Below are 22,385 nucleotides of genomic sequence, written 5' to 3'. Positions count from 1 at the left end.
ACTAAGGAGATTCAGCATGGCGGAGCGCTCAGGGCCGAGCCGGATATTGGCCCTTTTCCTCATCGGCTTGGGCGCATTTCTGGTGGTTGCCGCCATCCTCATCCCCACCTACACCGTCTCGGCGCTCGAGAAGACTCCGCTCGACCTCGAGGTCACCACCGTCTCCACCGGCACCGGAAGCGTCCTCGACGCGCGGTCGCTGGCAGCCGGTCGCGCCGTGGTCGATCAGAACGTTCCGCTGACCTCACAGCGATTCGTCACCGTCGAGGATCCCTCCGACGCCGACATCATGACTCTTCAGGCCGGACAGACGTTGCGCCGCACCGACAAGCAGGCCGACACCGGACTGCTGACCGCCACGGTCGACCGCGTGACCATCGATCGCAAGACCTCGATGCCCGTCGAAAGCCCGATCGGCACCATTCAGGTGGCAGGCGACAAGCCGGCCGAGGAAGTGGCCCACACCGGTCTGCAGTACAAGTTCCCGTTCAACGCCGAGCAGAAGAGCTACCCGTACTTCGACGTCAACGCGCGCGCCTCGAAGGACATCGACTTCGTCGAGGAAACCGAGATCAACGGCACGCCGGTGTACCAGTACCAGCAGACCGTCGGACCGGTCGACCTGTCGACCGTGGTGAACCTGCCGACCAACAAGGTCACGCTGCCCGCCGACACCTGGGGCGTCGAAGGTGGAACCGCACCGGTGACGATGACCCGCTGGTACGAGAACACCCGCACCCTGTGGGTCGAGCCCAAGACCGGCGTCGTCGTCAAGGGCGAAGAGCAGATCCACCAGTACTACGGCCGTGAGGCAGGCCGTCCCGAGGTCGACGTACTGAAGGCCCCGATCACGTTCGACGAGAACACCGTCGAGTACCAGATCCAGCAGGCCAAGGACGGACAGGACAAGCTGTCGCTCTTCGGCCGCACCGTTCCGATCGTCGCCGGCATCCTCGGTGTCATCTCGCTGATCGCCGGAGTCGTTCTGCTGCTGCGCGGCGGCGGCAACGGTGGACACCGTCAGCCGGCCCGCACCGACACCGGTCCCCGCCCGACCCCCAGTGGCGGCACCGCACCGAACCGCGACTGGACGACCGATCGTACGGAAGAGATTCCGAGGACGAACCTCTCCAAGGAGTAAGTGCCTATGCAGGAGTGGAGCCTGCGGAACGACCAGATAGCCAGTGGCGTGGTTGTGTGCCCCAGCGGGGACATGACCACGCCACTGGCGTTTTCGGCCACTCAGGCCGTCGAGAGGATTCCGTACTGGTGTGGTTGCCGCATCAGTACGAGGTCTTTGCGGCGCACGACGTTGGTGGGGTACGCCCCACCCAGGCTCGTGGTGTCCACGACGCAGGTCGCGTGGCCCGGTGCGTCGCTCTCCACGAGGGCTTCGGTTCGGGGGAAGGCGAAGGTGTCGGGCCCGAATACTCCGCTGTGTCCGGCAATTCCGCGGTCGGTGTCGATCGAGTTGGCGAACGCGAAGTACACGTTGTTCTCGCCTGCCCGGACGCGCATGTGATGCCAGTGCGTGGGATCGGCTCCGGTGGGAATCTCTGCTGCATGAGGTATGTCGGTTCCCGGGTGAGAGCCGACGAAGGTGCCGGCGAGTGCGGCCGGGCAAACGATCAGATCACAGCCACGCAGCGCCAGAATTCGGCCGGCCTCCGGCAACAGTGCATCGTGACCGACGAGCATTCCCACTCTCCCGACGGGAAGGTCGACGACGATCCAGCGGTCGCCCGCATCGAACAGCGAGGTGTGTTCGACGGACAGATGGATCTGGCGGTACGCCGTGCAGGTTCCGTCCGGCTGAACCAGCACTGCGGAGTTGTACACCCGATCGGAACCGATGTCGTGCTCGGCCACACCGACGACCATCGAAACACCATGCCGGGCAGCGATATCGACGACGCGTGAGAGCGACGTCCCGTCGATCGACTCCCCGACCTCGCGCGGCGGGCGATCCGCGGAGACCGGCCCGGTGACGGACAGTTCGGGAAACACGATGAGATCGCTCGCGCCTGCAAGGCCGGCGGCCCACTGCTCGATGTCGTCGAGATTGCCGTCGATCGACGTCCCCGGAGTGCATTGCACGACGCTCACCGACGAAGTCCGCCCGGCCGGTAAGGGCGAGTGGCCGTAGAGGGTGAAGAAATCGAGCGGGTTCCACGCGTACGTGTTGGTCTGCAGTTCACGGTACAGATTCGGCCTGCGCACGGGCCCGGCCTCTCGTGTGCGACGAATGTCGATGTCGCCGAGGACAATACCGTCACCGACGTCGAGGCGGCCGGCCACGTTTCCGTCGGGTTCGATGATGCAGGTGCCGCCGCTGAACTGAACGGTTCGTTCGAGACCCCAGCGGTTGCTCTCGATGACGTAGCAGTTGTTCTCGAAGGCACGACTGATCCAGTAGGGGGCGGGAGTGCGTTCGGCGAGCCAGTTGCTGATGTGGCAGATCACGTCGGCACCCTGAAGCGCAGCCACTCGCGCCGTCTCCAGGAAGTGCAGATCCATGCAGATGAGCAGTGCGATGCGACCGAGCGGGGTCTCGAACACCTGGTGCCCGAGATCGCCTGGGGCCGCCCATTTGGGCTCGGCGATGTACGGATGCGTCTTGCGGTGTGTGCCGACGATTCCCTCGGGACCGATGAGAACTGCACTGTTGTAGAACAATCCGCTCGTCGCATCGACTTCGGGCATGCCCACGACGATGTAGCAGTTACGACGGGACGCGATCTCGGCGAACGTCTCGGTGGTGGGGCCGGGGATCTGTTCGACGACGGTTGCCGCTTCCTCGGTGTCGTGGAAGCAGTAGCCGGTGGTTGCCATCTCGGGTGTCGTGATCAGGCGCGCCCCGTCCGACGCCGCCTTCTCCACGAGATCGCTCAGAGCGGCGACGTTCGATTCCTTCGCGAACAGCGTGGGCTCGAATTGTACGGCTGCTGCAGTGAATGTCATGACGCCACAATCCTTTCGGCGATGAGGGTATCGTTCGATTTCGGTGGTTCGTAGAACTGTCCGCGGGTTGCCATCGTGAGCGGAACGTAGAGAAGAGGACCGAGAAGCATGGCGATGAACGACGCGTAATACGACGGGTAGAGTCCGAACACGCCGAGCCCGCCCACCGCGACGCCCGCTGCCATGGCGACGATGCCGCAGGGGTTCCAATTGCGCACTCGCCCTTCGCGGAACTCGATGTTGTCGCGGGGTGCCAGGCCGAGCAGTCTTCTGCATACGAAGTAGTCCGCGAGCAGAATGAAGATCCAGGTGTTGGTCATGATGCCGGTGACGGCCAGGAACTTGTCGGTGTACTGCAGAATGTTGACGGGGTAGCACAGCACGCCCACCACCAGTAGCGCCACCATCCACCATTGACGCCCGACCTTTCTGGGCGAGAGCACATCCCACGCGTTGGACAGGGCCAGGGATCCGGAGTACAGGTTCATGACGTTGATGCGGACCTGGGTGACCACCGCGAAGATCACGCCGAGCAGACCCATGACGATGGCGAAGTACAGTCCCGGGTCGGTGGCCGAGAGTTCCGGTGTTGCAGTGGTTCCGGTGAAATGACGCAGCATCGTGAAACCGAGGAACACACCGAGAATCATCACGACGACGATCATCAGCAGTTCTGCCAGCATGAGTCCGGCCGTTCCCACATAGCTGACGCTCTTCTTGACGAACCGTCCGTAGTCGGTGGCGATGAGTGCTTGGAACACGACCTGCCCGTTCGCGAGGCTGAAGGCCTGCCACAGTGCGGTGGCGGTGAATCCACCGGTCGCTTCCCATTCGCCGGGCCCGACGAGTACGTAACCGCTGGCGAGCATGTACATACCGACGGCGAACAGGATCAGGAAGATCGGCATCCCGAAGCGCTGCAGAATGTTCATCGAGTGCATACCGCGCCAGGAGAAGAACAGCGCCACGAGTGCGACCAGCGCGAATACCACTGTGGCCCAGGCGGAGTCGATATCGATCCCCGCGAGCTCACTGAGCCCGTGCGAGACGATGCTGCCCTCGAAGATGAAGTAGAACACGTAGTTGACCGCGTAGACGAGCGAGGCGACGGCAGAACCCTTGGTTCCGAACCCGAGCCCGCGGGTGAGCAGTGGCAGCGACAGACCCTCTTGGCTGGCGATACGCATGATGAGGCTGCCGACGAGCGTCGCACCGATCACCATGTACGCCACGGGGATCAGGAACATCGGCCATCCCACCAGAAACCCGATCTGGCCGCCGAGGGCGAACCAGAACATCGCGGTCACGTTGCCGGTGAGGACCAGCAGGATCGCCGGCCGCCGCCAGCGTTGGTCGTCGGGCACTCGGGAGGTTGCGTAGCTTTCGATCTGATCGTCGAGGCTGGTCGCTGGCCCCTCGAAGTATTTCTTCATGTTCATGAACGGGTGTCCACTTCGGTTCGCGGCGAGAGCGCTGGCTGCGCTGCATCGAAACAATACTTTCCGTGGACACTATTGCAATGTGAAACATGTTAAAAAGAGATCACGAAAGCGGCCGACCTGGCAGGTTACGGCGGAGACCGCGTCCGAGACCGGACGCCGAGAAAGGTCAGTGGGTGATCGAGGCCGTCTTCGCGTTGGTCTCGAGGGCCCGGAGCAGAGACTGCAACAGCTCACGATCCGACTCCGACGGGAAGACCGTCGCCGCGGCGTCGTTCATCATCGGGGCGGCCGCGTCGTGCTTCGCTTTCCCACGGGCAGTCAAGCGAATCAGCACCTGCCGACGATCGACGGTGCCGGTACGGCGGTGCACCAGATTGTTGGAGACCAGCCGGTTGACCGCCTTGGTCAACGTCGGCGGGGAGAGCAATGCGAACTCCGCCGTCTCGGCCATCGTGTGTCCCTCACCGTCGGACAACAGCGACAGCACTCGCCATTCTTCGAGGTCCAATTCCCACGGCACGAGGGTGGCGCGCAATCGATCCGACACGGCCCGCTCGACCACGGTGAGCAAACGCGCTGCCGACGCAGCATCCTGGTGATCCACGTGATCGTCCCCCTGCTCGGTTCCTGCGTCGGCGCTACAGTCTCTCTCAGCGATTCTATGGTGAAGCGAACCGCGAAGAGACACCGAGCGGACGGACGGCACGATGAACAGCGATCGGTTCGACACGTTTCGCGTCGGCCTGATCTTTCCGATGTCCGGACCGTTCGGCATCATCGGACCGTCGAGCGAGCTGTCGGCCCAGCTGGCCAGGGACGAACTCAACGCCTCGGCCGGCGTGTTGGGCCGCCGCGTCGAGTTGATGTCCATCGACGGCGGCCGCGATCCGGTGACGGTGGCCCACGAGGTCGCGACGCTGCTCGATGCCGGTGCCCTCGATGCGGTGGCGGGGATGCACACCTCGGCGGTACGGCGAGCCGTCATTCCGGTGACGCTCGGACGGATTCCGTACGTGTACACCTCCATGTACGAGGGCGGCGACCGCTACCCGGGACTGTTCATCACCGGTGAGACGCCTGCCAACCAACTGGTCCCGGCGCTGGAGTTCCTCGTTCGCGAATTCGGACGACGCCGCTGGGCGATAGTCGGAAACGACTACGTCTGGCCCCGAAAGAGCGCTTCCATCACGGCAACTCGGCTCCGTGGGCTGGGCGCATCGGTGGTGCACGCGGAGTTCGCACCGGTCGGCACGAGCGACTTCGCAAGGACCGTCACCGCGATCGAGCGGTCGGGTGCCGACGCGACCGTGGTCCTCCTCATCGGCGACGACGCAGTCCATTTTCATCAGCAATTCGCCGGGGCCGGGCTGGACGCGCACTGCATCCGTCTCAGTCCACTGATGGACGAGAACATGTTGCTGGCGGCCGGCGGCGAGAACACCCACGGGCTGTACGTCGCGTCCGGCTATTTCGAAACCCTCGCCACCGAAGCAAGTTTGGGATTCTCGGCTCGTTTCGCTCGTTCATTCGGGGTCGATGCGCCGATCGTAGGCGCACTGGGACAGTCGTGCTACGAGGGCATCAAACTGCTGGGCGCGCTGGTGAACAGGGCAGGCACAGCAGATGTTCGCATCATCGAATCCGTATCCGATTCGGTGTCGTTCACCGGTGCCCGTGGGCACCTGTTTCTGTCCGACGGCCACGTCTCGCAACCGATCTATCTGGCGTTGGCGGGTGCTGTCGACTTCGAGATCATCGGCGAGATCCGGCCCGCGCGCGACTGATTCTGTCGCCGAACAGGACAACGCCGCACACGACGGCCATCGTGACCGCGGCGGTAACGGCTGCGACGGTGACGAACTGGGCCAGGGTGGAGGCCACGAACAGCAACAGCAGCACCTCGACCGCGAGGGCGAACCAGGCGACGAGGGCCAGGCGGGTGCGCTCCCCCGCGATTGCCCACAGCAGCGCGCTCTGCAGTACCGCCAGGCACGCCCCCTGCAACACGAAGAGCCACACGTATTGCTGCACACCGGAATACGTGTCACCGACAACCAAAGGAAGTAGCGGCGACGCCAGCGCGCCCCCGAGTACCAGTACCGTGCCGAGTCCGGCGACGACGGTCAGCGCCGATCGCACTGCGGCAGCCGAGTGCAGCGGGTTCGCCATGCGCGGATACAACACCACTCCGACCGCCTGCGGCAGCCAGAACGCCGCTTTGGACGCGACGGCACCGACCGCGTACAGCCCGGCCTCGGTACTGCTGAGCAACGACCGAGCCAGCACCAGATCCACTGCGGACATCGCGATCAGCACCAACTGCACCTGCGAGGCCTGCAGCACCGTCAGAACGGTCACCCTGGTTTCCGACACCGCGTTCACCGGCGCTCCGGCGGCCGACCGCGCGCCGACGGCCACCACGCCGATACCGGCCGCCGTGGCCAGCAGCACCGAACCCGGGCCGCCGCCGAGCAGCAACACGACCACCGCCGGCGCCACCTTGCCGAAACCGGCCGCCGCCAACACCACGCTCAGTGCGCCGAACCGGCCGCGTCCTTGCAGAAGCCCCTGCTCCGCGGCCAACAGCACCAGCACCGGCGCAGCGATCACGGCCGACACCGTGGCCGCTGCGGAGACGTCCATGGCCGCCGACAAAGCCGGGGACACAGCGAGAGCCAGCACACCCACGACCGCCGCACAGCGGTAGCCGACGCCACGCAGCTCGCGCGAACTGCGGCCGCGCACCACCTCGCGCGCGACGACGGACTGCAACGCCAACGCCGGGACCGCCAGAACCAATTGCACCGCAAGAAGACTCGCGAACTCGCCGTATCCCTCGACGCCGAGCATGCGACTCGCGAGCACCTGCAGCAGATACGCCACGACATTGGCGAACATCGAGCCGGCCGTCACCATCCCCATCCCGGCGACGGACGCACCCGCCGGGTGGTCTGCCTCGGACGAGGCGCGAAACGACATGCGTCCACGGTATAGGGTGCCGATCATGGCGTGGTCGAGGTCGAGGTGGACGCCGCCGCTCTACAGCCTGCTGCTCTCGCTCGTCGTTCTCGGGCCACTGCTCGGCCCTGGGTATCTCCTGCTGCGCGACGCCGTCAGCACCCCCCGTTCCTACTTCACCGACTCCGCCTGGGGAATCGCCGACGCGGCCGCGCGGGCCGTGCCGCAGGATGCCGCGATCGCGGCCCTGACCACGGTGTTCGACGGTGGCCTTGTGGTCAAGGCCGTTCTGCTGCTGGCGTTGTGGACGGCCGGCTGGGGCGCGGCGGTGATGGCGCAGAAGATGCTGCCCACCGCGCCACTGCCGGCCCTGCTCGTCGCGTCGACGGTGGCCGTGTGGAACCCCTACGTCGCCGAACGCCTGCTGCAGGGACATTGGAGTCTGCTCGTCGGCTACGCCGCCCTCCCGTGGACGGTGGTCGCCGCACTCGCGGTCAGGTCCGGTCGCTCCTGGTGGGCCCTCGCCGTCTGCCTGGCCGCGGCCGGGCTCACCCCCACCGGCGCGCTGCTGGCGGCAACCGTCGCGCTACTCGTCGTCGCCCTCCCCGGGGGTGCCCGACGCGGCCTGCGCGTGGTCGCCACCCTCGCGATCGCCGCCGTCGCGTCGGTGCCGTGGCTGGCGGCGACGATGGTGTCGGGCGGTGGCGTCGAACCGGCGGATCCGGCGGGTTGGGCCGCGTTCGCAGCACGCGCCGAACCGGGTCTGGGCACGGTGGGTAGTCTGGCCGGTCTCGGCGGCATCTGGAACTCAGACGCCGTACCCGGTTCTCGGACAGGACTTTTCGCTGTCATGGGGACGGTCCTGTTGCTGACCGTCGTCGCTCTCGGGATACGGCCGCTGTATCGCCGTCGACGCAATCCGGTGATCGTGGGCCTGGGTGTCGTTGCACTCGCTGCCATCGTGCTTCCTGCGCTGGCAGCAACCGGACCGGGGTTGGCGGCGGCTCGCGTACTGGGCGACACCGTCCCCGGGGCCGGTCTGCTCCGCGATTCGCAGAAGTGGGTCGCGCTGGCCATGCCGATGTACGCCCTCGCCGCTGCGGCCGGTATCAGCTGGTTGGCGTCCCGACGCACCCGATTCGGCAACGCGTGGCTCCCGGGGGGCGTTGCCGTGCTGGCGTTGCTCGTTGCGCTCCCCGACCTCGGCTGGGGCGTCGGCAGCGCACTGAAACCGGTGACGTACCCGCAGTCGTGGCAAGCGGTGTCGGCGGAACTCGCCGACCAGGACGGCGACGTGGCCGTCCTTCCCGCCGGAATGTTTCGCCGCTTTCCCTACAGCGGCTCAGCACCCGTTCTCGATCCCGCACCCCGCATGCTGCCGGTCGACGTGCTGCAGACCGGTGAACTCCTCGTCGCAGGCGGCACGGTCCGCGGGGAAGGAAAACGGGCGACGGACGTGCAGAACGCCCTGCTCGCAGGCGACTCCGCGGACACTCTGGCGGCCCTGGGGGTCGGCTGGGTACTGGTGGAGAGCACGACTCCGGGCGAGCTCGGCAATGCGCAGCAGACGTTGGACCGACTCGACGCCGTCTACTCCGACGAGGAACTGACCCTCTATCGGGTGCCGGATCCGGCGATGCTCGAAAGTCGTTCGGCGACAGCCGTTGTGCTCGCACATCTGGCGTGGGCACTGCTGATGCTCGGCGGACTAGCGGTAGGACTCCTGAGCCGATTCGGCAGGCGTGTGCGCGTCGGCCGCCCCCACCAGGCCTGACGACCAGGTGCCGCGCGTCGTCCCGTCGAGCACTGAGAACACGCCGTCGGCGCACTGGCCCCAGGAGAACTCACCCGCGCGGACTCGTGCCTTCTCACCGAGGCGAGTGCGGGCCTCGGCATCCTGCAGCAGTTCGGCGACGGCACCGGTCAGCGCGGACACATCGCGGTCCTCCGCTCCGGATGTCGAACCACCCACGAGAACACCGGTGACGCCGTCGATGATCGAATCGGTGAGTCCCTTGGAGCTGCGATAGCCCACCGTGGGAACACCGTGCTGGGCAGCTTCGACGACGGCGAGGCCCCAGCCCTCCTTGCGGGAGGGCATCACATGCACCCACGACCGACCGAGCAGTGCATGCTTGCGCTCCTCGTCGACGTGACCGTGGAAGGTGACGTATCGATCGACGCCCAGGCTCGTGACGTACTCGCGAAGATTCCGTTCCCACCATCCGCCGCCGATGACGTCGAGATGGATGTCGGGAATGCTGCCGCGCAGTGCAGCCACGACGTCGATCGCGTCCTCGATCTGCTTGTGTGGAACCAGCCTCGACAGCACGGACAAGGACGGGTGCGGCGTGCGGGTGTCCTCGCCGCCTTCCGGTACAGACACTGGGATGTCGTCGGCACCGTTGCGGACCACGGCGATGCGCTCCCGGTCGACACCGAGAGCGATCAGCTCGTCTGCAGAAGGCAACGACACTGTCAGGTACTGATTGCGGCGGTGCACCTTCGGCGAGATCGTCGACTCGAGCCACCAGCCGAGCTTTGCCATCATCGGGCCCGCCACCGGCCACTGCTCGCGGTGACAGTGATGCACCAGCAGCGTCACCGGCACACCGAGTACTGCGCGGGAGAAGAACGGAATGCCGTTCTGGGTGTCGATCACGGCATCCGGGGAGATCCCCTTGAGCGGCCCGAAACCGAGCCGGCCGGCGGCGATGGCGCCCAGAGCGCGGGGATACACCGACAGGCGACCACCACCGCGACTGATCCGGATGCCGTCGACGATCTCCTCGGCCGGAGCACCGGGATAGGACGCCGTCCGCAGCGTGACGCGGACACCGCGTCGAGCCAGGCCCGCGCCTACTTGCTCGAGGTAGCGCTCGCTGCCGCCGCCCTGCGGATGCCCGGTATCGCGCCAGCACAGCAACAGAACCTCGCGCACCGCTCGCTTCACCCCATCCACCGTGCTCGCTTCTCGACCGTCGTCGAATACCGCTGCCACACTAACCGCTAGGGTTCGTTTTCGTGACTTCCGCCGTGACACGACTGTTCGCCTCTCGCGCGACACTGCGTCGCTCGGTGAAGCTCCTGAAGGACTTCGGGCACGAGCAGAGTTCTCCGGACATCTTCTACGGTGCCCTGGCCCGTGATTCCGTCGAACTGATCGGAGACCTGTACCGCGGCCTGACCGGCACCGACATGTCGGCAGCGACCGTGCTCGACGTCGGCGGCGGACCGGGATACTTCGCCGACGTCTTCGGCGCGAGTTGCGCGCGCTATCTGCCCGTCGAACCCGACGCCTCGGAAATGCACGCCGCCGGACTGCAGATCCCCGGTTCGGTGCGCGGCTCCGGCATGGCATTGCCCTTCCGCGACGACAGCGTCGACATCTGCTTCTCGTCGAACGTCGCCGAACATGTCCGCGAGCCGTGGACCATGGCCGAGGAAATGTTGCGCGTCACCAAACCCGGCGGCCTCACGGTGCTCTCGTACACCATCTGGTTCGGCCCGTTCGGCGGCCACGAGACCCGGCCGTGGCACTATCTCGGCGGCGAATACGCGGCCCGACGCTACGCCCGCACCACCGGGCACGAACCCAAGAACCGATTCGGCGAATCCCTGTTCGACATCAGCGCGGCAGACGGATTGCGTTGGGCGCGAAGCACTCCCGATGCAACGCTACTGGCCGCGTTTCCGCGCTATCACCCGCGCTGGGCATGGTGGATGATGCGCGTACCGATACTCCGCGAGTTCCTCGGCAGCAACCTCGTCCTGGTCCTGAAACCGAACGCATACCCAATGGGTCATTCCGCAGGCTCCACTCCCGCATAACCTGGATCGATGACGGCACTCGCGCTCGACATCGGCGGCACCAAGATGACAGCGGCACTCGTCGGCGACGACGGACGTCCGCAGCACCCGGAGACAGTTCCGACACCGGCCACCGGCGTGTGGGAGGCCTGTGCCGAACTGCTGCACGGGGTCGTCGGAAGCGTCGACGTGACGCGGGTCGGGGTCGCGTGTTCCGGTCCGGTCGACCTCGTCACCGGGTCGGTCGCGCCGATCAACGTCGACGAGTGGAAGAACGGGTTCGGCCTGCGCGAGCACATCTCCGCCGCACTGCCCGACGCCGAGGTACGTCTGGCCATGGACGGCAGCGCAGCAGCATTGGGTGAGCATCGATTCGGTGCCGCTGTCGGGATACCGGACGTGCTGAGCCTCGTGGTGTCCACCGGCATCGGCGGGGGCCTGGTGCTGGGCGGGAAAATCGTCGCCGGCGCCACGGGCAATGCCGGGCACATCGGCCACATCGTCGTTCCCGGTTCGACGACGCCCTGCGCGTGCGGCGGAATCGGGTGCGTCGAGACCGTCTCCAGCGGCCCCTCGGCGGTGCGGTGGGCTCGGGAGCAGGGCTGGCCGGGGAACACCGGTGTCGAACTGGCTGCGGATGCCGCCGCGGGCGAACCGCTTGCCGTCACCGCATTGCAACGGGCCGGAGTGGCTCTCGGTCAGGCCATCGCATCGGCGGTCGCACTGGTGGACGTCCGGATGGTGGTGATCGGCGGCGGCTTCGCTCAGGCCGGCCCCCCGCTGTGGGATCCGATCCGGGAGTCGATCGCCTTGCACGCGCGCCTGAAGTTCCTCGACGGCCTGCAGGTGGTGCCGGCTGCGTTGGGCGGACTCGGCACCCTGCACGGCGCGGCCGCTCTCACCGCCTGATCTTGCATACTTCGAAAGCCAGAACGGGGCCCACCCCTCGGTGAGCCCCGTTCTGTCTCGTGAATACTACGCGCCCAGACGCTGCTTGAGGGCGTCGAATTCGTCCTGAATTCCGGTGGGCAGTTTCTCGCCGACGAAGTCGAACCACTCCTGGATCAGCGGGATCTCGGCCTTCCACTCGTCGGTGTTCACCACGAGTGCCTCGGCGACGTCGTCGACGGTCGTGTCGAGGCCGTCGATGTCGAGTGCCTCGGCCGTGGGGACGACACCGATCGGGGTCTCGACGCCCGCGGCCTTGTGCTCGATGCGCTCGACGATCCACTTGAGCACGCGCGAGTTCTCACCGAATCCGGGCCACAGGAAGCGCTTGTCGTCGCCGCGACGGAACCAGTTGACGTAGAACACCTTCGGCAGCTTGGACTCGTCGGCGTTCTTGCCGAGGTCGATCCAGTGCTGGAAGTAGTCGCCCACGTTGTAACCGAGGAACGGCAGCATGGCCATCGGGTCGCGTCGGACGGTACCGACGGTGCCCTCGGCGGCAGCGGTCTGCTCGGAGCCGACGGTGGCTCCCATGAACACTCCGTGCTGCCAGTCGCGAGCCTCGGTCACCAACGGAACGGTGGTCTTGCGTCGTCCACCGAACAGGATCGCCGAGATCGGCACGCCCTGCGGGTCGTCCCACTCGGGAGCCATCGACGGGCACTGAGCCATCGGCACGCAGTACCGCGAGTTCGGATGTGCGGCATCGGTTCCGGACTCGGGCGTCCAGTCGTTGCCCTTCCAGTCGATCAGGTGATCGGGCTTGCCTTCGAGGCCTTCCCACCACACGTCGCCGTCGTCGGTCAGGCCGACGTTGGTGAACACCGAGTTGCCCTGATCGATGGTCTTCATCGCGTTCGGGTTGGAATCCCAGTTGGTGCCCGGAGCGACACCGAAGAAACCGAACTCCGGGTTGACGGCGTAGAGACGACCGTCCTCACCGAAGCGCATCCACGCGATGTCGTCACCGATGGTCTCGGCACGCCAGCCCGGAATGGTCGGCTGAATCATCGCGAGGTTGGTCTTACCGCACGCGGACGGGAATGCCGCCGCGATGTAGTACGCCTTGTCCTCGGGGGAGATCAGCTTGAGGATCAGCATGTGCTCGGCGAGCCAGCCCTCGTCGTGGGCCATGGCCGACGCGATACGCAGCGAGTAGCACTTCTTGCCCAGCAGCGCGTTGCCGCCGTAACCGGATCCGTAGCTCCAGATCTCGCGGTCCTCGGGGAAGTGGGTGATGTATTTGGTGTCGTTGCAGGGCCACGGCACGTCGGCCTGACCCTCGACCAGCGGAGCACCGAGCGAGTGCAGCGCCTTCACGTAGAACCCGTCGTCGCCGATCTTGTCCAGAGCGGCCTGACCCATGCGGGTCATCACACGCATGGAGATGACGACGTACTCCGAATCGGTGAGCTCGACGCCCAACTTGGGATCGGCAGCGTCCAACGGTCCCATGCAGAACGGAACGACGTACATGGTCCGTCCGCGCATGCAACCGCGGTACAGCTCGGTCATCAACGACCGCATCTCCGACGGGTCCATCCAGTTGTTGGTGGGACCGGCGTCGATCTCTTCCTTGGAACAGATGTACGTGCGCGACTCGACGCGGGCCACGTCCGACGGATCGGAGTTGCCGAGGAACGAGTTGGGCTTCTTCTCGTCGTTGAGACGGGTGAAGGTTCCTGCCTCGACCAGCTTGTCGGTCAGGCGCTCCCATTCGGCGTCGGATCCGTCAGCGAACACCACGGAGTCCGGTTCGGTCAGTTCGGCTACCTGAGCAACCCAGGCAAGCAGTTCTTTGTGTCGAGTCGGCACGCTGTCGGTGCCGCTCAAACCGGGAATGGTCGCTGAGGTCATCTAACTCTCCTGGGGTTAGCCGGAACCGGGAAGAATTCGCACGATCGCTGTGGGCAAGCACGCACGAGTAGATCTCGGTTTTCCCCTCTCGGCGGGGCGCTGCTCGGCCGTTCGAGCTGCAGTACACCATGTTACTGGATACAGCAAGCTGAGGACCGAGCGCCGGATGTCCTGTTGATCAGGTTAACGCCGAGCGACGTGATTCCAGAAACAGGGTGTTGTCCGATTGGTCACAAGACCGATTCAGATAGGGAAAGACCGACGCAAGAAGCCATCCACCAGCGCCGATGCAAATCAGACCGAATGGCCTACAGTCGGCCGGATTCGGACGATCTGCCCTGCCCGAAACCGTTCGCTTCCCGAAAAATCTCCCAGGATTCGTAGTGCCCGTCACGGTCGAAGGCGGTGAACTTGTCTGTCACACCGTCTCCATCGACATCCGTTCCCACCGTCGTTCCGGCCTCCGTCGTCCGAACGGAAGTCTCGTGACGACCGTCGCCGTCGAGATCGAACCAGTCCGTCGAGACGTATCCGCCACCATCGCCCGACGCGTCCTCGGCCGGCTCGTTCGTCTCGAAACCGCCCACTGCGAAGCCATCCACCGCGATCATCGACGCTCCTCACTGTCGGGTCCCTGTTCGCCGCCTGCGAACCTGTTCGGACGTGCACCTACCCGCTTCGACGCATCGGTGCGCCGATCGGTTCCGGATCGCCGGGAGAGAATTCGACGGGCTTCGACGGCACGACCGAGTCGCGCCCGGACCCGCGAAATCGCTCCAGCCCGCGCTCGAGTGCAGCCAGATCCCGATCGCAGGCCGAGAGCAGCGCCGATCTGTGATCGGCGAGCGTGCGAAGTTCGGCGTCGATCTCGGCCAGCGACAGATCGATACGTGCCGCCGCCTCCCGGTCCGCCGAGGTCAACGCCGACGCGAGTGCGGACTCGGCGTCGAGAATGCGAGAGAGCAGCCGCTGTTCCACGTCCGATTTCACGCGAGCCAGACTTTCCTGGGTCCAGCCGCGAAGGTGCGCACGGTCGGCGACGAGTGCGCGTGAGCGGGTCAACCACCACGCGATCGCGGCACCGATGGCCAGTGAGACGATCGTGTTGGCGACGGCCAAGGTAGGAATCAGAGCCAGGGGCGAAACGACGAGCCGACCCAGTCCCACCCCTGCCGAGGCCCCCAGTGCGACCATCAGGACGTCCTCGATCCCGCGTCGCCTGGTCGGTTCGCCGATGTCGATCTCACCGCCTGCAGTACCGGATTCGGGCACCGTGTCGACGAGCCCGAGTTCGACTTCCACGGCGCGGAGACCGGTGGACAAGGCAGCGTCGGCGCGTGCTCGAACTGCCTGTACGGATTCGGCGAGGTGCCCGGGCAGATGGCCGAGTTCGGCCCGCCGCGATCCCTCTATCGTCTGCCGTACCCGCGCGCCGAGCATCCGAACGTCCTCGGCCGCAGCGTGAAGACAGTCGACCCGAACCCGTTGAATACGGTTGTGCAGCAATGCTCTTCGGTCACCACCGAGATGTTCACGTTCATCGAGTAGCCGCGCCCGCCGGGCACGCAGAGGGGCGGTGTCACCACCTCCGGTCACTGCGCGAGCTTCGGCCACGATGGCGGCCTTCGCCTCTGCGGCAGATTCCTGCACTGCAGCAACGTATTTACGCTGGGCCCCTACCGCCGCGGCCTGCATCAGCAACGCGTCGATGCTGTCGGCGATTGCCCCGAAACCCGACTCCGCGAACACGGCAGCATCGCCGCTCTCCCTACCGGCTCGTGCCAACCGTGCCGAGACCGGATGAACGGAGTGTTCCACCGCACGCGGAACACGCTCGGCGACGATCTCGATATCGGCGTCGACCACTTCGCGCCACCGGCGATGCACATCGATCTTGTTGACCACCAATACAACCGGTGTCGATTCGAAGGCAGGACGCCAGCGCTCGACGTCGGCACGGCCGACCGGAGCCGACGCATCGACGACGATCACGACCACCGCGGCCTCCTCGACCGAGTCGGCGAACCCGATCTCCGCGCCGTCGCGCCGGGTGAGCAGATGGCATATCTCGGTCTTGCCGGATGCTGCGGTGCCGGTGACGTGAATGCCCGCAGGTCGGCTGCTGCGTGCACGGTCGATGCGTACGAGGGATTCCGAGTTCCGTCGACGCAGAACGCCTTTCAGATCGTCCGGCAGCGGGAACCGGTTCGGATCGGTCACGGTCGGAGCATCCGCACATAGCCGCGGCACAGGGCCAGGGCGGAGCGCCGGACGGAGTCGTCCTCCGAGGTGGCGGCACACCGCTTCCACACCAATGCCTGCTCCAGCAGGGCCTGCTCCGAGCCCGTCTCGATCGGCACCGCCAATCGCGCTGCAGCACAGCGCATATCGGCAGCCACCGCCTCGTCAGAAGCCAGATAGGATTCGACGGCCCCTCGAACGTCACGGTGACGGGCGGATATCTGCAGCAGTTGTTCGTGCAGGTCGTCGTCGCGGGCCGTCGCAGCAGCCGAGACAGTGTCGGACACCACCGTCGTCACGGCGTCGACGCCGGTGGCCTCCCACAGCTCACGCAGTACATCTGCGTCGGACACCCCGCTGCGCCGCCGGAGCGCCTCGACCAGCAGGGCGAGACCGCGTAATTCCACACGGTCCAGCAGTGCCTCTCGGCGCGGCGTCGAGAGCGGAATATCAGCACTCAGAAACCGATCGACCGTCATCAGATCCCCAGTACGCAGCGCACCGGCCGCGACGGCCCGCACATCGGCCATGTCCACAGCGAAGCCTCGGGCCGCGCCGCCCAGGCCCGCTGCAACAGATCCCATCACCGGCAGCACTTTTCGCCCCAGTTGCTCGGATGCCGCTGCGGCCGTCGCCGCAGGTTCGTCGAGAGTGTCGGCCTTGTTCAGCAGGATCACGGTGTGTGCCGGCGGTCCGCCGGGTCGAGCAGAGAGGAAGGTGATGTCGTCCGGGGACACGGCACCGGCCAGCACGTGGACGAGCACGTCGACATCGGATGCGGTGCGCCTCTGCTGCACCTCCGCGGCACGCGGGATATCGGCCCATCCGCTCTCGTGCAACCGGACCTCGAACCCGTCGGTATGCAGTCGCGCGGCATCGAGCACCGAGACAATCACCGACTTCCCGACTCCGACGCGGCCGGAGACGTGCACCTCCAGCGGCCGCAGACGCCGCTCGACAGCATTCTCGACAGCCTTCCGGCCTGCGCCGGCCCCGGCCGCGTCCACCTCTTCCGAGCGCACACGCAATCGCCCCAGACCTGCCTCGGCACCGTCCATCATCGATCCCCCCGGAAACGACCCACCGAACGGCCACATCGAGATGTGCGATCGGCTCGTCGAGCACGATCGGCCACGTGGCCCGCAGCCCCCTGCTGCGGCACCGATTCTGGCACACGACGGCCGTTCCGGACGGGCCGTCGAGAATTACACCGTTGTAGTTATAGGACGCGGTCCTACCGCTGATCAGCGATGGAACGGCAAGTCTCAACTTCAACTCGAGACCCACCTGTCACACACTCCGCCGATGCGCGACAATGGACCGGTGAACGAGCCACAGGACACCTCTGCCGACACCGGAGACAACTCGGTGCAGACCCAGGAACGAGGCTCGCGGCTGTACCCCAGAGTGACCAGTTTCCGCTCCCGCCGCGGAGCGCTGACCGACGCTCAGCAGAGCACCTGGGACAACCTGTGGCCGCGCATCGGCCGCGATGTCGCCGACGAGCAGATCGACATCGACGCCTGGTTCGGGCGCAGCGGTCCGGCGATTCTCGAGATCGGGTCGGGCACGGGCACGGCCACCACGGCAATGGCGATGGCCGAGCCGCACGTCAACCTCATGGCCGTCGAGGTCTACCGACCCGGGCTCGCGCAGACTCTGCAGCAGATCGAGCGCGAGAACATCGAGAACGTCAGGTTGTTCCGCGGCGACGCGATGGACGTCCTCGAGAACATGCTGACCTCGGAGTCGTTGACCGGCGTTCGCGTCTTCTTCCCGGACCCGTGGCCCAAGGTGCGCCACCACAAGCGTCGTCTCCTGCAGGGCCCCACGTTCGCGATGATCGCGGATCGCCTGAAGCCGGGCGGCGTTCTGCACGTGGCCACCGATCACGCCGAATACGCTGAGTGGATTGCCGAGGCCGGGAACGCCGAGCCCGGCCTGACCGTTCTCGATTGGGAGTCGCCCATGACGCACGAGCGGCCGGTGACCAAGTTCGAGGGCAAGGCCCAGCAGGTGGGCAGCTCGGTGACGGAATTGATCTGGGGAAAGAAGACAGCATGAGCGTCAGTACGGACATGCCCGACACCGTGATCGATCCCGCCGAGCTCGGGGCGATCGGTGAGTCCCGCCACAGCAAGCGAGTCCTGCTCGTGTGGGATGCACCCAACCTGGACATGGGTCTCGGCGCGATCCTGGGTGGCCGGCCCACCGCTGCCTACCGCCCACGATTCGATGCGCTGGGCCGATGGCTGCTCAGCCGCACCGCCGAACTGTCCACCTCGGGCACCGCGACGCTCGAGCCCGAGGCAACGGTGTTCACCAACATTGCACCCGGCAGCGCCGACGTCGTCCGCCCCTGGGTCGAAGCATTGCGTAACGTGGGCTTCGCGGTGTTCGCCAAGCCCAAGGTCGACGAAGACAGTGATGTCGACGCCGACATGCTCGACCACATCGACTTCCGCAACCGTGACGGCGGCCTCGCCGGTGTCATGGTCGCGTCCGCCGACGGTCAGGCGTTCAAGGGGCCGTTGGAGGCCATCGCAGCAACCGGAGTACCCGTTCAGGTACTGGGATTCCGGGAGCACGCAAGCTGGGCTGTCACGTCGGACATCCTGGAATTCCTCGACCTCGAGGACATTCCCGGCGTCTTCCGTGAGCCACTGCCTCGGGTGAGTCTCGATTCGCTCCCCGACGAGGGCGCGTGGCTGCAGCCCTTCCGACCGCTGTCCGCCCTGCTCGTCGGGCGCCAAGGAGTTTCTTAAGTGTTCGCCAGATGGGGAGACATCGTCTACCGCCTGCGGTACACCGTTATCGGTGTCATGGTGGCCGGGCTGTTGGGCTTCGCTGCCTACGGTCTCGATCTCAACAGCCATCTCAGTCAGAGCGGTTGGGACGATCCGACCTCGGAATCGGCCCAGGCTGCCCGTCTGGCGGACACGACGTTCGGACGCGACAAGCAGGGTGACGTCATCGTCCTCTACACCGCGCCCGAAGGGTCGTCGATCGACGATCCGGAATTCCAGTCGAAGGTCGTCTCGAGCCTCGAATCGCTCCCCGTCGACCATCCCGACCAGATCGAGAAGGTCAACGGCACCTACTTCAAGGTGCCCGGCGCACCCAACCTCGCGGCTCTCGGTACCAACGACAAGCAACATGCCATCGCCAGCATCGCCATGAAGGGTGCCGACGACACCGAACTGACCAACAACTTCCAGGCCGTCAAGGACGCCTTCTACATCGACGGCGTCGACGTGCAGGTGACCGGGCTTCAGGCCGTGGCCGGCGCACTGCAGTCGACGATGGCCGGCGACATCCACCGCATGGAACTGCTGGCGATTCCCGCCGTCGCAGTCCTGCTGTTCTTCATCTTCGGCGGCGTCGTCGCTGCGGCGCTCCCGCTGATCATCGGCGGTCTGACGGTCGTCGGAGCCAACGGCATCGTCAAGGTGTTCACCAACTTCACCGAGGTCAACTCGTTCGTCGCGCCCGTGGTCTCGCTCGTCGGACTCGGGTTGGCCATCGACTACGGACTCTTCATCGTCTCGAGATTCCGCGAGGAACTCGGTGACGGACATACGACGCCACAGGCCGTGCGCCGTACCGTCATGACGGCGGGTCGCACCGTGGTGTTCTCCGCGACGATGATCGTCGCTTCCCTCGGTGGCCTGCTGCTGTTTCCGCAGGGCTTCCTGAAATCCGTCGCATACGGATCCATCGCCACCGTCGCGCTCGCAGCGCTGACGGCCATCACGATCCTGCCCGCGATGCTCGCCATCCTCGGCCCACGCGTCGACGCCCTCGGTCTGAAGTTCATGCGCAAGACCAAGTCGAGCGAAGAGATCGAGAACGGCATGTGGGGCAAGCTCACCCGCTGGGTGATGCGCAACCCCGTCAAGGTCACCGTGCCCATCGTGCTCGGATTGGTCCTTCTGACGCTGCCCGTCGGCAACATCAAATTCGGTGGCATCAACGAGACCTATCTACCGCCGGACAACGTCACCCGCGTCGCGCAGGGAGAGTTCGACAGCCTGTTCCCCGGCCAGCGCACCGAACCCATCAAGATGGTCATCGAGGGCGCGCAGGGTCCAACGCTCGGCGCGATCACCACGCAGGCGAACAACGCTCCCGGATTGATCGAGAAGTTCACCCCCGTCGGTGCCAGCAAGGACGGCGTCATCGTCTTCAAGGCCGGGTTGACCGATCGCAACGACTCGAAACCGGCCATCGACTTCCTCCGCAGCATCGACGTGCCCGACGGCGCGACGGTCATGATCGGAGGTACCCCGGCAATCGAGCAGGACTCGATCAGCGCACTCATCGACAAGCTGCCACTGATGGCCGTGCTGGTGGTGTTCATCGTGACGATGCTGATGTTCCTGACGTTCGGATCGCTGGTGCTGCCGATCAAGGCGGTGCTCATGACCGTTCTCGGCCTCGGTGCCACCATGGGCATCCTGACGTGGATCTTCATCGAAGGTCACGGGGCGGGGCTGATGAACTTCACCCCGGGGCCGATCATGGCTCCGGTGCTGGTGCTGATCATCTCGATTGTGTTCGGCCTGTCCACGGACTACGAGGTGTTCCTACTCTCCAGAATGGTCGAGGCACGCGAAAAGGGTGCCAGCACAAGCGAAGCCATCCGCATCGGAACCTCGCATACCGGACGCATCATCACCGCGGCGGCACTGATCCTCATCGTCGTCACCGGCGCGTTCGCGTTCTCCGATCTGGTGATGATGAAGTACATCGCCTACGGCATGATCGCCGCCCTCATCATCGACGCGACGCTGATTCGCATGTTCCTCGTGCCCGCCACGATGAAGCTGCTCGGCGACGACTGCTGGTGGGCTCCGCAGTGGATGAAGCGCATTCAGCGCAAGCTCGGCCTCGGCGAGACCATCCTCGAAGACGAGCTGCTGCCCACCGGAGACGTGCCCGAACTCGCCCTCGCGGGCGGCGCACCCTCGTCGACCGTCGCACCCCCGATGCGTCCGACACCGCGCCGCGGTGAGCCCCTCACCGAACCCATCCCGGTGGTGGCACCGCACGGAGGCGGACCGATCCGTGCCACGCACGCCGCGAAGGAAGAGTCGCGTCGAAGCGTGACCGGCCGGCCGGCGACGCCACCCGAGCCGACCCGCGCGGCACCGACCACTCCCCCGAAGCAGGCTGAGCCCCAGCCCGATTCGGTGCAGCCGTACTCGTCGCAGGCCTACTCGCCCCAGGCTCGCCCGTCGCAGGCTTACTCGCCGCAGGCACCCGCGGCGCGTCCCACTCCGCCGCGTCCTGCCGAACCGCGCCCACCTGTATCCGGGCCGACTCGGGCTCAGCAAGTTCCGCCGCGTCCGCACGTCGAACCCGAACCGACTCAGGCAGCGGACGTCGTTCGACCCGCTCCCCCGAGTGCCGCACCCGCACCCGCACCCGAACAGTCGCCTCAACCGCCGAGTGCACCCCCGAGCCGCACCCGCGGCACGCGAGCGGGACGGGCCGAGGAGCCGGATTCGCGATCCATCGAAAGTTGGCTGGCCGATCTGCGAGCCCCGAGCGCATCGCAGGCACCACGGCCGAGCACTCCGCGAAGCGAGTCGCCCACCAACGGCTCCCACGGCTCTGACAGCCACGCCTCGAATGGTCACGGCTCGAACGGTCACAGCGCCGGTGCCAACGGGTCCTCGTCCAACGGCTCGACCACCAACGGGGCTGCTACCAACGGCGCTGCTACCAACGGGGCTGCCACGAACGGGGCCGACAAGCACGGCACCAACGGCTCGAGCACCGGCACCCACGGCGGCACAGCTGGCGGACGCAACGGTTCCGGGCGAAACGGCAACGCCGACAACGGGTCCGAACGCCGTGGCTCGAACGGAAACGGCATCGACCGCAACGGTTCGGACAGCAGTGGTTCCAACAGCAGTGGTTCCAACAGCAGTGGCTCCAACAGCAGTGGTTCCGACCACCGCACCTCGGAACGACATGACACCGAAAGCAACGGCAACGGTGTCGGGGCCAGTTCGGAATCGGATCGCGAGGAGAAGCCGTCCGGTCGTCGTGCCGCTCCGTCCACCGAAGGCGGCGACAGTGGCCGCCACCGCGGCGGCGACAACCGCCAGGTGCTCAGTGTCAGCGAACTGTTGGCTCGGGAGCGCAACCGCTCACGCTGAC

17 protein-coding genes are annotated in these 22,385 nt (G+C 66.0%); 8 read left to right on the top strand and 9 right to left on the bottom strand.

Annotation, left to right across the window (positions count from 1 at the left end):
- Nucleotides 1-16: 16 nt before the first annotated feature.
- The gene (locus CH262_RS19500; RefSeq protein ID WP_094718207.1) at nt 17-1,141 is read left to right on the top strand and encodes a DUF3068 domain-containing protein; all 1,125 of its coding nucleotides are present in this window, start codon (nt 17-19) and stop codon (nt 1,139-1,141) included.
- 101 nt (nt 1,142-1,242) lie between these two features.
- On the opposite strand, the gene CH262_RS19495 is transcribed toward CH262_RS19500, so the two are convergent.
- The 3 genes from CH262_RS19495 to CH262_RS19485 all read right to left on the bottom strand — a co-directional run bounded on the left by CH262_RS19495 (nt 1,243) and on the right by CH262_RS19485 (nt 5,007).
- Entirely contained in the window at nt 1,243-2,961 is a 1,719-nt protein-coding gene (locus tag CH262_RS19495; protein WP_032387606.1) for a nitrilase-related carbon-nitrogen hydrolase, read from the bottom strand.
- Entirely contained in the window at nt 2,958-4,400 is a 1,443-nt protein-coding gene (locus tag CH262_RS19490; RefSeq protein WP_032387605.1) for a purine-cytosine permease family protein, read from the bottom strand. Before CH262_RS19490 ends, CH262_RS19495 begins: the two co-directional genes overlap by 4 nt.
- Nucleotides 4,401-4,569: 169 nt before the next feature.
- The gene (locus CH262_RS19485; protein ID WP_032387738.1) at nt 4,570-5,007 is read right to left on the bottom strand and encodes a MarR family winged helix-turn-helix transcriptional regulator; all 438 of its coding nucleotides are present in this window, start codon (nt 5,005-5,007) and stop codon (nt 4,570-4,572) included.
- Nucleotides 5,008-5,110: 103 nt separating this feature from the next.
- On the opposite strand from CH262_RS19485, the gene CH262_RS19480 reads away from it, so the two are divergent.
- The gene (locus CH262_RS19480) at nt 5,111-6,187 is read left to right on the top strand and encodes a substrate-binding domain-containing protein (RefSeq protein WP_027495375.1); all 1,077 of its coding nucleotides are present in this window, start codon (nt 5,111-5,113) and stop codon (nt 6,185-6,187) included.
- Here the strand turns inward: CH262_RS19480 and CH262_RS19475 are convergent.
- Nucleotides 6,156-7,382, bottom strand: a complete 1,227-nt coding sequence (locus tag CH262_RS19475) for a polysaccharide biosynthesis protein (RefSeq protein WP_179275050.1) — start codon at nt 7,380-7,382, stop codon at nt 6,156-6,158. The genes CH262_RS19480 and CH262_RS19475 overlap by 32 nt on opposite strands.
- A 25-nt stretch (nt 7,383-7,407) precedes the next feature.
- Here CH262_RS19475 and CH262_RS19470 point away from each other — a divergent pair, with 25 nt between their 5' ends.
- A complete protein-coding gene (locus CH262_RS19470; RefSeq protein WP_094718206.1) occupies nt 7,408-9,135 on the top strand; it encodes a hypothetical protein in 1,728 nt (575 codons plus the stop codon).
- Here CH262_RS19470 and CH262_RS19465 read toward each other — a convergent pair.
- Nucleotides 9,070-10,302 (bottom strand): glycosyltransferase family 4 protein, encoded by a 1,233-nt coding sequence (locus tag CH262_RS19465; protein ID WP_032387736.1) that lies wholly within the window; start codon nt 10,300-10,302, stop codon nt 9,070-9,072. The genes CH262_RS19470 and CH262_RS19465 overlap by 66 nt on opposite strands.
- 83 nt (nt 10,303-10,385) lie before the next feature.
- On the opposite strand from CH262_RS19465, the gene CH262_RS19460 reads away from it, so the two are divergent.
- Together CH262_RS19460 and CH262_RS19455 are read left to right on the top strand one after the other, a co-directional pair.
- Nucleotides 10,386-11,192 (top strand): class I SAM-dependent methyltransferase, encoded by an 807-nt coding sequence (locus CH262_RS19460; protein WP_230591265.1) that lies wholly within the window; start codon nt 10,386-10,388, stop codon nt 11,190-11,192.
- A gap of 9 nt (nt 11,193-11,201) precedes the next feature.
- Nucleotides 11,202-12,080 carry an ROK family protein gene (locus CH262_RS19455; RefSeq protein ID WP_032387603.1) on the top strand — a complete coding sequence of 293 codons (879 nt, stop codon included), beginning with the start codon at nt 11,202-11,204 and terminating at the stop codon, nt 12,078-12,080.
- A 66-nt stretch (nt 12,081-12,146) separates the two neighbouring features.
- On the opposite strand, the gene CH262_RS19450 is transcribed toward CH262_RS19455, so the two are convergent.
- The 4 genes from CH262_RS19450 to CH262_RS19435 all read right to left on the bottom strand — a co-directional run bounded on the left by CH262_RS19450 (nt 12,147) and on the right by CH262_RS19435 (nt 17,275).
- Nucleotides 12,147-13,976 (bottom strand): phosphoenolpyruvate carboxykinase (GTP), encoded by a 1,830-nt coding sequence (locus CH262_RS19450; RefSeq protein WP_094718205.1) that lies wholly within the window; start codon nt 13,974-13,976, stop codon nt 12,147-12,149.
- Between the two features lie 308 nt (nt 13,977-14,284).
- Nucleotides 14,285-14,587, bottom strand: coding sequence for a DUF6802 family protein (locus CH262_RS19445; protein ID WP_052057394.1), 303 nt, complete (start codon nt 14,585-14,587; stop codon nt 14,285-14,287).
- Nucleotides 14,588-14,645: 58 nt separating this feature from the next.
- Nucleotides 14,646-16,196 carry a hypothetical protein gene (locus tag CH262_RS19440; protein WP_032387601.1) on the bottom strand — a complete coding sequence of 517 codons (1,551 nt, stop codon included), beginning with the start codon at nt 16,194-16,196 and terminating at the stop codon, nt 14,646-14,648.
- Complete coding sequence (locus CH262_RS19435; RefSeq protein ID WP_143547134.1) at nt 16,193-17,275, bottom strand: hypothetical protein; 1,083 nt, start codon at nt 17,273-17,275, stop codon at nt 16,193-16,195. Before CH262_RS19435 ends, CH262_RS19440 begins: the two co-directional genes overlap by 4 nt.
- Before the next feature lie 229 nt (nt 17,276-17,504).
- Here CH262_RS19435 and trmB point away from each other — a divergent pair, with 229 nt between their 5' ends.
- The 3 genes from trmB to CH262_RS19420 are packed head-to-tail and all read left to right on the top strand — an operon-like array spanning nt 17,505 to nt 22,384.
- The gene (gene trmB / locus CH262_RS19430) at nt 17,505-18,281 is read left to right on the top strand and encodes a tRNA (guanosine(46)-N7)-methyltransferase TrmB (protein WP_370878763.1); all 777 of its coding nucleotides are present in this window, start codon (nt 17,505-17,507) and stop codon (nt 18,279-18,281) included.
- A 14-nt stretch (nt 18,282-18,295) separates the two neighbouring features.
- Entirely contained in the window at nt 18,296-18,982 is a 687-nt protein-coding gene (locus CH262_RS19425; RefSeq protein WP_228139387.1) for an NYN domain-containing protein, read from the top strand.
- Complete coding sequence (locus CH262_RS19420) at nt 18,983-22,384, top strand: MMPL family transporter (protein WP_094718204.1); 3,402 nt, start codon at nt 18,983-18,985, stop codon at nt 22,382-22,384.
- Nucleotide 22,385: the final 1 nt, after the last annotated feature.

The organism is Rhodococcus sp. 05-2255-1e (genome assembly GCF_002259025.1).
GTDB lineage: Bacteria > Actinomycetota > Actinomycetes > Mycobacteriales > Mycobacteriaceae > Rhodococcoides > Rhodococcoides fascians.
The sequence above is the reverse complement of the archived record's forward strand: the minus strand, read 5'-3'. Positions and strand labels throughout refer to the sequence as shown.